The organism is Methylobrevis pamukkalensis, from assembly GCF_001720135.1.
GTDB classification, from domain to species: Bacteria; Pseudomonadota; Alphaproteobacteria; order Rhizobiales; family Pleomorphomonadaceae; genus Methylobrevis; species Methylobrevis pamukkalensis.
In genome coordinates this window covers 1-13,858 of record NZ_MCRJ01000115.1, presented here as the reverse complement: position 1 = coordinate 13,858, position 13,858 = coordinate 1, and the positions used below count along the sequence as shown (strand labels likewise).

Annotated in this window: 8 protein-coding genes and 4 pseudogenes; 9 read left to right on the top strand and 3 right to left on the bottom strand. The window is 68.9% G+C overall.

All coding sequences use genetic code 11. The features are described from left to right. The first annotated feature begins 83 nt into the window (after positions 1 to 83). The 4 genes from A6302_RS26275 (at position 84) to A6302_RS16500 (ending at position 6,436) form a co-directional block, all read left to right on the top strand. Complete coding sequence (locus tag A6302_RS26275) at positions 84 to 524, top strand: calcium-binding protein (RefSeq protein ID WP_141703866.1); 441 nt, start codon at positions 84 to 86, stop codon at positions 522 to 524. Further along, the gene (locus A6302_RS16510; protein ID WP_069307960.1) at positions 416 to 718 is read left to right on the top strand and encodes a hypothetical protein; all 303 of its coding nucleotides are present in this window, start codon (positions 416 to 418) and stop codon (positions 716 to 718) included. Before A6302_RS26275 ends, A6302_RS16510 begins: the two co-directional genes overlap by 109 nt. 428 nt (positions 719 to 1,146) lie before the next feature. Next, positions 1,147 to 3,738: an FG-GAP repeat protein gene (locus A6302_RS16505; protein WP_169833614.1), complete on the top strand. Its 2,592-nt coding sequence runs from the start codon at positions 1,147 to 1,149 to the stop codon at positions 3,736 to 3,738. Between the two features lie 253 nt (positions 3,739 to 3,991). Continuing rightward, entirely contained in the window at positions 3,992 to 6,436 is a 2,445-nt protein-coding gene (locus A6302_RS16500; protein ID WP_069307958.1) for an FG-GAP repeat protein, read from the top strand. Positions 6,437 to 6,699: 263 nt separating this feature from the next. On the opposite strand, the pseudogene A6302_RS16495 reads toward A6302_RS16500, so the two are convergent. The 3 genes and pseudogenes from A6302_RS16495 to A6302_RS16485 all read right to left on the bottom strand — a co-directional run bounded on the left by A6302_RS16495 (position 6,700) and on the right by A6302_RS16485 (position 9,823). Then, positions 6,700 to 7,994: pseudogene (locus tag A6302_RS16495) on the bottom strand (HlyC/CorC family transporter). Beyond that, a pseudogene (gene aroB / locus A6302_RS16490) lies at positions 7,991 to 9,188 on the bottom strand (3-dehydroquinate synthase). Before aroB ends, A6302_RS16495 begins: the two co-directional pseudogenes overlap by 4 nt. Beyond that, positions 9,188 to 9,823, bottom strand: a complete 636-nt coding sequence (locus tag A6302_RS16485; RefSeq protein WP_425349172.1) for a shikimate kinase — start codon at positions 9,821 to 9,823, stop codon at positions 9,188 to 9,190. The pseudogene aroB and the gene A6302_RS16485 overlap by 1 nt, the downstream one beginning before the upstream one ends. A gap of 141 nt (positions 9,824 to 9,964) precedes the next feature. On the opposite strand from A6302_RS16485, the gene A6302_RS22340 reads away from it, so the two are divergent. The 5 genes and pseudogenes from A6302_RS22340 to A6302_RS26265 form a co-directional block, all read left to right on the top strand. Beyond that, positions 9,965 to 10,234, top strand: coding sequence for a hypothetical protein (locus A6302_RS22340; protein WP_141703864.1), 270 nt, complete (start codon positions 9,965 to 9,967; stop codon positions 10,232 to 10,234). Continuing rightward, positions 10,231 to 11,166 carry a site-specific tyrosine recombinase XerD gene (locus A6302_RS16475; protein ID WP_069307956.1) on the top strand — a complete coding sequence of 312 codons (936 nt, stop codon included), beginning with the start codon at positions 10,231 to 10,233 and terminating at the stop codon, positions 11,164 to 11,166. The genes A6302_RS22340 and A6302_RS16475 overlap by 4 nt, the downstream gene beginning before the upstream one ends. A gap of 231 nt (positions 11,167 to 11,397) precedes the next feature. Next, positions 11,398 to 12,350, top strand: a pseudogene (locus A6302_RS16470) (acetyl-CoA carboxylase carboxyltransferase subunit alpha). Positions 12,351 to 12,651: 301 nt separating this feature from the next. Then, positions 12,652 to 13,020 (top strand): hypothetical protein, encoded by a 369-nt coding sequence (locus A6302_RS26270; protein ID WP_069307955.1) that lies wholly within the window; start codon positions 12,652 to 12,654, stop codon positions 13,018 to 13,020. Continuing rightward, positions 13,020 to 13,858 (top strand): annotated as a pseudogene (locus A6302_RS26265) (hypothetical protein); the annotation flags it as partial. The gene A6302_RS26270 and the pseudogene A6302_RS26265, both read left to right, overlap by 1 nt.

Genomic DNA, 13,858 nt, shown 5'->3' with positions numbered 1-13,858 from the left:
GGCACCGACACCCTGCTCGGCGGCATCGGCAATGATGGGCTGAAGGGGACCGGCAACCTTCTCGGCGGCGAGGGCGACGACGCCTGAGCGGAAAGGGCAAGCTTTACGGTGGGGACGGCAACGACCAGATCACCGGCGAAGGCCAGCTTTACGGCGAGGCCGGCGACGACCTCCTCACCGCCATCGACAAGAATGCCATTCGTCTCGACGGCGGCGACGGCAGCGACACCCTTGTCGGCGGCAAGGGCACGGACACCATCGTCGGCGGCAACGACAGCGACACGATCTCCGGCGGCGACAACGACGACCGGCTGTTCGGCAATTCCGGCACCGACATCATCAGCGGCGGCAAGGGCGCGGACACGATCTCCGGCGGGCGCGGCAACGACACGCTGACCGGCGGGGCGGATGCGACGTGTTCCTGTTCGACATCAGCCTGCCCAACACCGGCATCGACAGGATCACGGATTTCGTCTCCGGCCTCGACCGCATCCATCTGGAGGCGGACATCTACACGGCGCTGATGTCCGGCGCCCTCCCCGCCCCCTTCTTTGCCACCGGGTCGGCGGCCGGGGACGCCAACGACCGGATCATCTACGACACCACCAACGGCTTCCTCCGCTACGACGCCGACGGCACCGGCGCGGGCGCGGCCATCCACTTCGCGACCCTGTCAGGCGCACCGGCACTCAGCGCCGCGGATTTCCTCGTGGTGTGAGGCGGGCGCCGGAACGTCGGCACCTTCGGCCGGGTCGAAGAGCTGGGCGGGGTGCTGCGCGGCCACGTCTGCCGGGCCTGCACGCGGGCACAACGTCCGGATGCCCGGCCAGCATTCCGGCATTGCCAGTGCCCGCACCGGCGCGATAACGTGTGGCGGATCGCGTACCGGTTGCTGCCGCTGTCATACCGAAAGCCCGGATTCGGCAACTCGCCGGCCGGCCGAAACGTGGGGGGACGGGCACTCTCCGGACCTGCCCCGGACCGATCACCCGCACAGGCGAACCGGTCCCGGGCGCCAGCGCCGCCGACGCAGCCGACGCTTGCGCCGGCCGCACTCGAATTGACCTGCTCATGGCGCCGCCGGCAGCCTGGCGACACGCATGCCGGACACAGCCGGACGACACAGCAAACGACGGGGAAACGACCATGGCGGCAGAAACGATCGGGCTTACGACGATGGGCGAGGATGACGGCTTCGTCGTCACGGGCGACGCCGGCGACATCAGCGCGGCCGGCGATGTGAACGGCGACGGATTCGACGACCTGATCATCGGTGTTCCCAGATACAACGGCAATTCGCGGCCGAACACCGGCGCCGCCTACGTGGTCTACGGGTCTGCCGGCTCTGCGGCAGACATCGACCTGGAGGACTTCTCGGCCGATAACGGCTTCGTTATTCGCGGCTGGAAGACTGAGCAGCGAATCGGCGAGCTTGTCAGGTCGGCCGGCGATGTTGACGGCGACGGCTTCGACGACGTGGAGGTCGTCGATAGCAGCGGCACGCTTTACTATGTCTACGGTCGCGACGACGGGATCGGGCGGGTCAATCTGGAGAACCTCAACGCCGACAACGGCTACAAGGTGACGACGGGTGAGGATCTGGATCCCTATTACTGGGGATTTCAGCCTGCCGGTGATGTCAACGGCGATGGCCATGACGACACCATTCTTATTCTGCCGCCAGCGTCCACCGGAGAATCCGCGAGGGTCTTCGCGCTCTATGGCACCGACCGGCCCGTCTATTCCGTCAACCTCGACAACCTTGGCGCGGCTCAGGGCTTCGAAATCACCGGCCCGAGGCATCTGGATTTCTATTATGTCGCGGCCGGCGACTTCAATGGCGACGGCCTGACCGATGTTATAACCCAGACCGGTGGGACTGCGACCGAGCCGGCGGTCAGCTACGTCGTCTTCGGCAGCACGACCCAGGCGTCGCCCGTCAACGTCACCACTCTTTCGCCGGGAGAGGGAATCACGATTCCGGGCCTCCGCAATTTTTCTACGGCCGGTGACGTCGACGGCGACGGCATCGACGATCTGGTCGTCACGGCCTACGACGCGACCGAACGCACGATGACCTCTGTCGTCCTGTTCGGCGGCCCACGTTTCGAGACCGACTTTGACTATGGCGACGTGGACGAGTCGGACACGCTTCGGATCAACTGGAGCAATACCCGTTTGATTGCCGTGACCTCGGCAGGTGACGTCAACGGCGATGGCTTCGACGATCTTCTCGTCAAAGGCAAACCCGACGGCTCCGTCCCGTTTGAACTCCATGTCGTCTTCGGCAGCGCGGAGCGCGGGCGCGTGGTCGAGATCGACCGCTTCTCGGCCTTCGAGGGCTTTACCATCGTCAATAGCTCCGGTCTCACCCCCACGGCGGCTGGCGATCTCAACGGTGATGGCTACGACGACATCGCAATCGTCGATGGCTACGGTTCGACCCATGTGGTCTACGGCTCCGCCTACGACGCCGTGACGCTGGAGGGCACCAGCGGCGTCGACACTCTCGACGGCACCGCCGAGGCGGATGTGATTGCCGGGCTCGACGGGTCCGACGTGATCCGCGGTCTGAAGGGCGATGACGACATCGACGGCGGCTTTGGCCAGGACCGCATCCGGGCCGGCGCCGGCAACGACATCGTGTTCGGCGGCGGCGGCGCGGACGTGCTCTATGGCGGAACCGACAACGACGCGCTGGACGGCGGCAAGGCCAACGATCGGATTTACGGCGAGGATGGCGACGACGTCCTCTACGGGCGGGAGGGTTCGGACACCCTCGAGGGTGCCCAGGGGGCCGACATCCTCTACGGCCACGTCGGCAACGACACCCTGAGCGGCGGCGGCAACATCGACATTCTCGACGGCGGCACGGGTGACGACGTCATGATCGGCGGCGTCGGCGACGACATCTACTACGTCGATGCCGCCGGCGACACGGTGGTCGAGGCGGCTGGCGGGGGAACCGACACCATCCATGCCTCGGCCGATCACACGCTCGCGGCCGAGGTCGAGATCCTGATCCTCAGCGGCGACGCGGTGGCCGGCACCGGCAACAGCCTCGGCAACAAGATCTTCGGCACCGACCAGAACAACACGCTCGACGGCGCCGACGGCAACGACGTGATCGAGGGCGGCAGCGGCCTCGACACCATCTTCGGCCGGGCTGGCAACGACCAGATCTCCGGCGGCAAGATGGCCGACACGATCGACGGCGGCGACGGGGTCGACGTGCTCGTCGGCGACGGCGGCGATGATGTGATCTTCGGCGGCGACGGCAACGACGATCTGAATGGCGGCAGCGAGAACGACCGGCTCGAAGGCGGCGCCGGGGACGACGTACTGCTCGGCGCCAAGGGCTACGACGTGCTGCGCGGCGGGCGGGGCGACGACCTCCTGACCGGCGGCACCCTGCGCGACGAGTTCCTGTTCGATATCAGCCTGGCGAACACCGGCGTGGACATCATCACCGACTTCACCTCCGGAACCAGCAACACCACCTCCGACAACATCGTTCTCGACGACCTCGTCTTCACGGCGCTGACCCCGGGCGTCCTCGCCGCTTCGGCCTTCGCGACCGGTTCGGCGGCGAGCGATGCGGACGACCGGATCATCTACAACACCACGAACGGCGTCCTGCTCTATGACGCGGACGGCACCGGCGCCGGCGCCGCCATCCACTTCGCGACCCTTGCCGGCGCCGCGACACTGGTGGCCAGCGACATCCTGGTGATCTGAGGGCCAAGCTGCGGACGAAACGGGATTGGCGGGCGGCGGTGCGTTGTCTCACCGGATCGGCGCCCGGTACAGGACACAAGCGAGGGACTGGCCCGGCCCGCCTGCGTGCGGCCGGCGCACGCCCCGGTCACCAACCGTTGATCGTTGCCTGCCGGCACGTCACCGGCCTTTTTCACACCCGGGACACACCGGGATTGCAGTGCGTCACATTGCAGAGCGCGACATTGCACAGCAAACGACGGGGGAAACGACCATGGCGGCAGAAACGATCGGGCTTGCGACGATGGGCGAGGACGACGGCTTCGTCGTCACGGGCAAGGCCGCCGACATCAGTTCGGCCGGCGACGTCAACGGCGACGGCTTCGACGACCTGATCGTCGGCGTCACCGGCTACGTGGGTGAACAGGGCCGGACCACCGGTGCCGCCTACGTCATCTACGGTTCGGCCGGCGCGGCCGCCGATCTCGACCTTTCGACCTTCACCCCTGAGGACGGCTTCGTCATTCGCGGCTGGAAGAACGAGCAGAAGGTCGGCAGTCTGGTCAGGGCGGCGGGCGATGTCGACGGCGACGGCTTCGACGACGTGGCGGTCGTCGATCGCGGCGGCACGCTCTACTACGTCTACGGGCGCGACGACGGGATCGGGCGGGTCAACCTGGAGAACCTCAACGCCAACAACGGCTACAAGGTCGCGACGGGCGAGGGTCTGGACACCTATTATTCCTGGGACTTCCAGGCGGCGGGCGACGTCAACGGCGACGGCCGCGACGACGCCGTTCTCTTCATTCCGCCCGAATCCTACGGGGAACCCTCCAGAACCTTCGTGCTCTACGGAACCGACCGGCCGGTCTATTCGGTCAATATCGACAATCTCGGCGCGGCCCAGGGTTTCGAAGTCAAGGCGCCGCAAACGCTTGCGTCCTATGGCATTGTCGTGCCCCGCCCCGACCTGCTTACGGCGACCGGTGACTTCGACGGCGACGGCATCATTGATCGGGTCGTTTCAACCTACGACATCCCGAATCGTACGTTTGCTCTCGTCGTCCAGTACGGCGATCCGGACTCCGGGACCGGCGACGTGGACGAGGCAGACACGCGGATCAACTGGAGCAATGCCAGTTTGTTCGCCGTCCATTCGGCCGGCGACGTCAACGGCGATGGCTACGAAGATCTTCTCGTCAAGGGCCGGCTCGAAGGCTCGAATGTGTATAACGTCCATGTCGTCTTCGGCAGCGCCGAGCGTGGGCGCGTGGTCGAGATCAACCGCTTTTCGGCCTTCGAGGGCTTCACCATTGTAGGTGCGAACGGCTACGATCTCACCGCCAAGGCGGCCGGCGATCTCAACGGCGACGGCTACGACGACATTGCGATCAGCGTACCCGGTTATGAAGACGCCGGTTCGACTTACGTGGTCTACGGCTCCGCCTACGACGCCGTGACGCTCGCGGGCACCAGCGGCGTCGACGCCCTCGACGGCACGGCCGAAGCGGACGTGATTGCCGGGCTCGACGGGTCCGACGTGATCCGCGGCCTGAAGGGCGACGACGACATCGACGGCGGCCTCGGCCAGGACCGGATCCGCGCCGGCGCCGGCAACGACATCGTCTTCGGCGGCGGCGGCGCGGACGTGCTCTATGGCGGAACCGACAACGACGCGCTGGACGGCGGCAAGGCCAACGACCGGATCTACGGCGAGGATGGCGACGACATCCTTTACGGGCGCGAGGGCTCCGACACGCTCGAAGGCGCGCAGGGCGCGGACATCCTCTACGGCCACGTCGGCAACGACACCCTGAGCGGCGGCGGCAACATCGACATTCTCGACGGCGGCACCGGCAACGACATCATGAGCGGCGGCGTGGGCGACGACATCTACTACGTCGATGCCGCCGGCGACACGGTTGTGGAGTTGGCGGGCGGGGGCACGGACACCGTCCATGCCTCGGTCGACCACACGCTCGCGGACGAGGTGGAGGTCCTGATCCTCGGCGGCGACGCGGTGGCCGGCACCGGCAACAGCCTCGGCAACAAGATCTTCGGCACCGACCGGAACAACACGCTCGACGGCGCCGACGGCAACGACGTGATCGAGGGCGGCAGTGGCCTCGACACCATCTTCGGCCGGGCCGGCAACGACCGGATCTCCGGCGGCAGCATGGCCGACACGATCGACGGCGGCGACGGGGTCGACGTGATCACCGGCGACGGCGGCGATGACGTGATCCTCGGCGGCGACGGCAACGACGACCTGAACGGCAGCAGCGAGAACGACCGGCTCGAAGGCGGCGCGGGTGACGACGTGCTGCTCGGCGGCAAGGGCTACGACGTGCTGCGCGGTGGCCGGGGCGACGACCTCCTGACCGGCGGCACGCTGCGCGACGAGTTCCTGTTCGACATCAGCCTGGCGAACGCCGGCGTCGACACCATCACCGACTTCACCACCGGCACCAGCAACATCACCTCCGACAACATCGTTCTCGACGACCTCGTCTTCACGGCGCTGGCCCCGGGCGTTCTCGCCGCTTCGGCCTTCGCGACCGGCTCGGCGGCGAGCGATGCGGACGACCGGATCATCTACAACACCACGACCGGCGTCCTGCTCTACGACGCGGACGGCAACGGCAACGGCGCCGCCATCCACTTCGCGACCCTTGCCGGCGCCGCGACACTGGTGGCGAGCGACATTCTGGTGATCTGAGACGGGCGTGCGTAGGAACCGACCGCTCTCCGCCCTCACCCTGAGGAGGCCCGGAACGGGCCGTCTCGAAGGGCGGGGGCGGCCTCGTCCTTCGAGACAGCCGCTGGCGCGGCTTCCTCAGGATGAGGCCGATCGAGCCTGTTCATCGGCGCGGCGGTATGAGACGCGGCGCCGGACAGGCACGGCCCGGCTCGCCTGCGCGACGCCGGGCCGTTTGCTGTCGTGAACCCTGGTTTCAGGCGCCTTGCCGGCAGCCCTTGCCGTCAGCCCTTGGTCGTCGCCCGCTGGCGGTCCACCGGGGTGATCCGCATCGCGGTGATGCGGTTGCGGGTCTTGCGCAGCACCTGGAAGCGGAAGCCGTGGAAGGTGAAGGCCTGGCCCGGCTCGGGGATCAGCCGCGCCTCGTGGATCACGAGGCCGGCGATCGTGGTCGCCTCGGCGTCCGGCAGCCGCCAGTCCATCACCCGGTTGAGATCGCGGATCGGCACCGTGCCGTCGACATTGACCGAGCCGTCCGGCAGCGGCCGCACGCCCTGCACCACGATGTCCTGCTCGTCGGCAATCTCGCCGACGATCTCCTCGAGGATGTCCTCGAGCGTGACGATGCCCTGCACCTCGCCATATTCGTCGACGACGAGGGCGAGATGGACCTTGCGCTTGAGGAAGGCCTTGAGCTGGTCGTCGACGCTGGTGGTGTCCGGCACGAACCACGGCGGCACGGCGACGGCGCCGACATCGATGCGGTCCACCTCGCCGCCTGCCCGTTCCACCGCGCGCAGAAGATCCTTGGCGTGGAGGATGCCGATGATGTTGTCCGGCTCGTCGCGCCAGATCGGCATGCGGGTGTAGGGGCTGGCGATCACCGCCGAGACGATCGCGGCGGGCGGATCGTCGGCGTGAGCGCGCGCACCTTGGTCCGGTGCACCATGATGTCGGAGACTTCCAGCTCGCTGAGGTCGAGCACGCCGCCCATCATGTCGCGGTCGGACTTCACCACCCCGCCTTCCATGTGCAGCAGGTCGACGGCGCCGCGCAGTTCCTCGTGGGCCGACAGCACCGCGACGTTGGCGTCGATCCGCAGGCCGAACAGCGCAAGAATGCTGCGGACGATGAACTGCACCAGCGCGGCGAGCGGCCCGAACACCATGACGAAGGCCTGCACCGGCCGCGAGACGGCGAGCGCGAAGCGGTCCGGATTGCCGATCGCCCAGGTCTTGGGCAGCACTTCGGAGAAGATGATCACCAGCGTCGTCATCACCACGGTCGCCACCGCGACGCCGGCCTGGCCGAACAGGTTCAGCAGCGCGCTGGTGGCGAGCGCCGAGGCGAGGATGTTGACGATGTTGTTGCCGATCAGCATCGCGCCGATCAGCTTCTCGCGGTTGCCGATCAGCCGGCCGACGATGCCGGCGCGCGCGTCGCCGGCCTTTTCCAGCGCGTGGATGCGCGCGCGCGAGGTGGCGGTCAGCGCCGTCTCGCTGCCCGAGAAGAAGGCCGACATCATCAGCAGCAGGAAGACGATCCCCACCGTGATCGCAAGTTCAGTGTCGATCGTCATCGCTCGGCCTGCCCCGCGAGGAAGTCGCGCACCACGTCGGAGGGCACGTCCTTCGCGATGAAGGCGCCGCCGATGCCGCGGGTGAGGATGAAGGTGAGCCGGCCCCGCGCCACCTTCTTGTCCTGTCCGATCAGCGTCATCAGCCCGTCGCGTCCGGCAGCGTGCCCGGCACGTCGGCAAGGCGGGTCGGCAGGCCGACCTCGGTGAAGTGCCGGCGCACCCGCGCCGCGTCGTCCGGGCTGCAGAGGTTCATGTGGACCGAGAAATCGTGGGCCAGCACCATGCCGACCGCGATCGCCTCGCCGTGGACGAGGCGGTCGGAATAGCCGGTCGCCGCCTCCAAGGCATGGCCGAAGGTGTGGCCGAGGTTGAGCAGCGCCCGGTCGCCGGTCTCGCGCTCGTCGCGGGCGACGATCGCCGCCTTGGCGCGGCAGGAGGTGGCGATCGCCCGGGTCCGCGCCGCGCCGCCGGCAAAGACGTCGCGCCAGCCGCCTTCGAGCCAGCCGAAGAAGTCCGGATCGTCGATCAGCCCGTATTTGGCGACCTCCGCATAGCCGGCCCGGAAATGCCGGTCCGACAGCGTGTCGAGCACCGCCGTGTCGGCGATCACCAGATCCGGCTGGTGGAACACGCCGACGAGATTCTTGCCGTGGGCGACGTTGATGCCGGTCTTGCCGCCGACCGAACTGTCGACCTGCGCCAGCAGCGACGTCGGGATCTGCACGAAGCGCATGCCGCGCCGGACGATGCCGGCGGCAAAGCCCGACAGGTCGCCGACGACGCCGCCGCCGAAGGCACCACCGCGTCACCGCGCTCGAACCGCCCGCCGATCACCGCGTCGACCACGTGTTCCAGCACCGGAAAGCTCTTGGAGGCCTCGCCCGGGGTCACGATCACCGCGGCGCTGTCGATGCCGGCCGCCGAAAGCGCATCCTCCAGCGCGGCGAGGTGATGGGAGGCCACGGTGGCGTCGGTGACGATCGCCGCGCGGGCGCCGGGCAGGCGCGCCGCGATCAGATGGCCGGCCTCGGCCAGGATGCCGTCGCCGATCACGATCTCGTAGGAGCGATCGCCGAGCGCGACCGGCACGCTCACCTGTGCCTGACGTTCCGGCGCCTGTCGTGCCGGCGCGGGCGTGGCCTCACCGGTCTCCCGGCGCGCCCCCGTCGCGGTTCCGTCCTCGCCCCTCGACATCATCTTTCCTCCGGCTGCCGCGCCGCCTCGCGTCCGAGCCAGTCGTCGAGCGCGGCGATCACCTCTTCCACCACCGCCTCGTGCGGCACGTCGCGCGAGAGGACGGTGATGTCGGCAGCGGCATAGACCGGATAGCGCTCCCCGACCAGCCGTCTCAGCGTGCCCTCCGGGTCCGTCGTCTGCAGCAGCGGCCGGGTCGGCCGGCGCTTGACCCGGTCGAACAGCACGGCCGCGTCGGCCTTGAGCCAGATCGAGACGGCCGCGCCGGAAATCGCGGCACGGGTGTCGGGGTTCATGTAAGCGCCGCCGCCGGTGGCGATCACCCGCCGGCCCTCGCGCAGCAGCCGGGCGATCACCTTGCGCTCGCCGGCCCGGAAATAGCTCTCGCCGTGCTGGGCGAAGATCTCGGCGACCGACTTGTTGGCCGCCTCCTCGATCGCGTGGTCGGCATCGACGAATCCGAGGCCGAGCCGGGCCGCGAGCCGCTTGCCGACGCTGGTCTTGCCCGCGCCCATCATGCCGACGAGAACGACCGACCGCCCACCGAGGCGGCTGGTGATCCGCCCCGCTTCCGTGCCCGGCCCGCTCGTCTCGGAAGGCGCCGCCCCGGCCGCCTCTGTCGTCTGGTCCATCATGGCCCTATGTCCGGGAGCGGGCCGCGGATTGTCAAGACGGACACGGCCGTTCGGCTGGGGATTTGCGACCCGGCTTGCATGCGGCGGGCGAAGCACCGACACTGCGCCGGCCCGAGGCCCATGGACCCGTCCCCTCCCCGCATGCCCACACTGACGAGCTTCCTCCTTCGCGCCGGCCTCGTTGGCGGCCTCGTCTTCGCCGCGATGCTGGCGCTGGCGACGCTGGTCTCGCCGTTCACCCGGCCGATGCAGGCGCCTGTCGATCCCGCCGTCCTCAGCCGCGCGCTGGATGCCGCCCGGGCGGAGGTCGCCCGCGAGAAGGCGGAAGCCGAGGCCGCCTCCCGCGCCGAGGCGGCCGGGACGACTGTTCCCGGCGGACCGTCCACCCCCGCAGGAGAGCCCGCTCCATGAGGGACGACGACCTGCTCGACGCCTATCTGGAAATGCAGAGCGTGGAGCGCGGTGCCGCCGACAACACCCTGGCCGCCTACCGCCGCGATCTCGCTGACTGGCTCGGCTTCCTCGCCGCCCGCAAGCGGCCAAGCGTCGAGGCGGGGCGCGAGGATGTCGAGGCCTTCATGGCCGGCCTTGCCGGGCGCGGCATGGCCGCGACCACCCAGGCCCGGCGGCTGTCGGCCGTGCGCCAGTTCCACAAGTTCCTCTATGCGGAAGGCCACCGCAGCGACGATCCCACCTCCACGGTCGAGCGGCCGCGCAAGGGCCGGCCGCTGCCGAAGATCCTCTCGGAAGACGAGGTCTCGCGCCTGCTCGACGGCGCCAGGCACAGCGCCGCCCTGCCGCGCGAGCGGCCGCTGGAGGCCCTGCGCGCCACCCGGCTCTCGGCGCTGCTGGAACTGCTCTACGCCACCGGCATGCGCGTCTCCGAACTCGTCTCGCTGCCGGCGAACGCGATCCGCACCGACGCCCGCGTTCTCACCGTGCGCGGCAAGGGCAACAAGGAGCGTCTCGTGCCGATCGGCGGCCGGGCCCGCGAGGCGGTGGAGGCCTGGCGCGCGGCGCTGGCGGCTCACCGGGGCGCCGCCGAGAGCCCCTGGCTGTTTCCGGCGGTCTCGGAAAGCGGCCACCTTTCCCGGCAGGCCTTCGCCCGCGACCTCAAGGAGTTCGCCGCCGGGGTCGGCCTCGCGCCGGACAAGGTCTCGCCGCACGTGCTGCGCCACGCCTTCGCCAGTCATCTGCTCCAGAACGGCGCCGACCTGCGCGTGGTGCAGTCGCTGCTCGGCCATGCCGACATCTCGACCACGCAGATCTACACCCACGTGCTCGACGAGCGCCTGCGCAAGCTGGTCGAGGAGCACCATCCGCTGGCCGACAGAGGCCGCTGACCGCCACCGGAATGATCCTCCCGCCCGCCTCCGGCACCGGCGCCCGGGGCGGAGAAACTTGACAGCGGCGGGGTCAGACGCCAGTGTGCCGCCGCGTCGGGCGCCCGCCGGCTGCCCGGGACGCGCCACGACGGCCGGACCGCGGCCGGTGCGTTTCGCACGGCACTCCCATCGCCCGGTGGGTCGCGCGCCATTCCCGCGCTTCCCCCGTGGCCTGCAGTCGGACATTGGATGCGAAGCTACCTCGAATTCGAAAAACCTGTCGCCGATCTGGAAGGCAAGATCCAGGAACTGCGTGCGCTGTCGCAGAACGGCGAGGCGGTCGAGATCGACGACGACGTCGCCAAGCTGGAGGCGAAGGCTCGCAGGCGCTCGTCGACATCTACGCCAAGCTCACGCCCTGGCAGAAGACCCAGGTCGCCCGTCACCCGGACCGGCCGCACGCCTCGCGCTACATCGACGGGCTGATCGAGGAATGGACGCCGCTGGCCGGCGACCGCAGCTTCGGCGAGGACGCCGCGATCCTCGCCGGCCTCGGCCGCTTTGCCGGCCGTCCGGTCGCCATCCTCGGCCAGGAGAAGGGCCACGACACCCAGAGCCGGCTGCGCCACAATTTCGGCATGGCCCGCCCCGAGGGCTACCGCAAGTCGGTGCGGCTGATGAAGCTCGCAGACCGTTTCGGCCTGCCGGTGATCTCCTTCGTCGACACCGCCGGCGCCTACCCGGGCATCGGTGCCGAGGAGCGCGGCCAGGCCGAAGCCATCGCCCGCTCCACCCAGGCCTGCCTGCAACTGTCGGTGCCGAATGTCGCGCTGGTGATCGGCGAGGGCGGTTCGGGCGGCGCCATCGCCATCGCCACCTGCAACCGCGTCTTCATGCTGGAGCACGCGATCTATTCGGTGATCTCGCCGGAAGGCGCCGCGTCGATCCTGTGGAAGGATTCGGCCCGGGCTCAGGACGCGGCCACCAACATGAAGATCACCGCGCAGGATCTCGTCCGCCTCGGCATCATCGACGGCATCGTCAAGGAGCCGATGGGCGGCGCCCACCGCGACACCGATGCCGCGATCCGCTCGGCCGGCGAGACGATCGAGGCGGCGCTGGCCGAGTTCGACGGCAAGACACCCGCGGAAATCCGCGGCGCGCGCCGGGACAAGTTCCTGGCGATCGGCCGCAGCCTTTGAGGCAGACGCGGGATCGCGGTGGATTTTGCCGCCGCGAGCCGGGTGCGCCGCAGCACCGGGCTGGTCAGGCGGTAACGATTTGGTAATGATGTACGCCGAGGATGGCGCATCGGGGGCTGTGCCAACCTGTCGGCGCACGCGGGGCTTTGATGACACGGGGGGTGCCGCGCAAGGGGCGCGCGACCTCTGCAGAACCAGTGATGGACGCGGCGGCCGACAGGCGACGCCGCGAGGATCGCGCCCAACGACAAAGTTCGCACGATTGATCATGCCTGCTTTCCGGAACCCGATCACCCGACCCATGACGAGCAGCCGTTCTCCCCTCACCTTCGCCCGCACTCTCCGCCGCATCGCGGCGGTGACCGCGGTCGCCGCCCTCCTCGCCGGCTGCCAGGCCGACGAACTCGGCTACGGCCCGAAACACATGCGCTCCGCCAACAGCGAGACGCGCAGGATGATGTCCGAGCTGAAGATGAGCGAGACCTCCCCGATCCTGATCCGGATCTTCAAGGAGGAGAGCAAGCTCGAGCTGTGGAAGAAGGACGCGACCGGCCGCTTCGCGCTGCTCAAGAGTTACGACATCTGCAAGTGGTCCGGAAAGCTCGGCCCGAAGATCAAGGAAGGCGACCGTCAGCGCCCGAGGGCTACTACACGATCACCCCGGCGCTGATGAACCCGAATTCGAGCTACTATCTCGCGTTCAACACCGGCTATCCCAACGCCTACGACCGCTCGCACGGCCGCACCGGCTCGCATCTGATGGTGCACGGCGCCTGTTCCTCGGCCGGCTGCTACGCGATGACCGACGCCCAGATCCAGGAGATCTACGCGCTGGCGCGCGAGGCCTTCCGCGGCGGCCAGAAGGCGTTCCAGCTGCAGGCCTATCCCTTCCGGATGACGCCGGAGAACCTTGCGCGCCACATCGACGACCCGAACATGCCCTACTGGAAGATGCTCAAGGTCGGCTACGACCATTTCGAGCTGACCCGGCTGGAGCCGAAGGTGGATGTCTGCGGCCGCAAGTATGTGTTCAACGCCACGCCCGAGGACGGGCGGATGAGCCCGATCGACGCCTGTCCCAAGCTGGTGGTGCCGCCGGACCTCGAAATGGCCGCGGCCAAGAAAGCCGCCGAGGACGACGCCCAGACGATCGTGATCGCCTCGCGGCTGGAGACGGAACGCCGGCTGGCCGAGGAGCGCAAGCAGCGCCTCGAAGAGCAGCAGATGATGATCGCCCAGCGCGCCGAGGAGCGCGAGCAGCGCCTTGCCGAACGCGAGCGCCGGCTGGCCGAGGGCAAGCCGATCTACACCGCCCTGTTCGGCGAGAACGTGCCGAACCTGCTGCCGTGGCCGATGGGCGGGCGCACGCCCGAGACGCCGCTCGGCGCCGATCCGGTGACAGGTCCGGACGGCTCGCCGCTTCCGCCCGCCGCGCCGCGCCCGGCCGAGGCGCGGGCGCCGCCATTCCCTCGATCGCCGCCGGCACGTCGTCGCCGGCCGCAACCGCC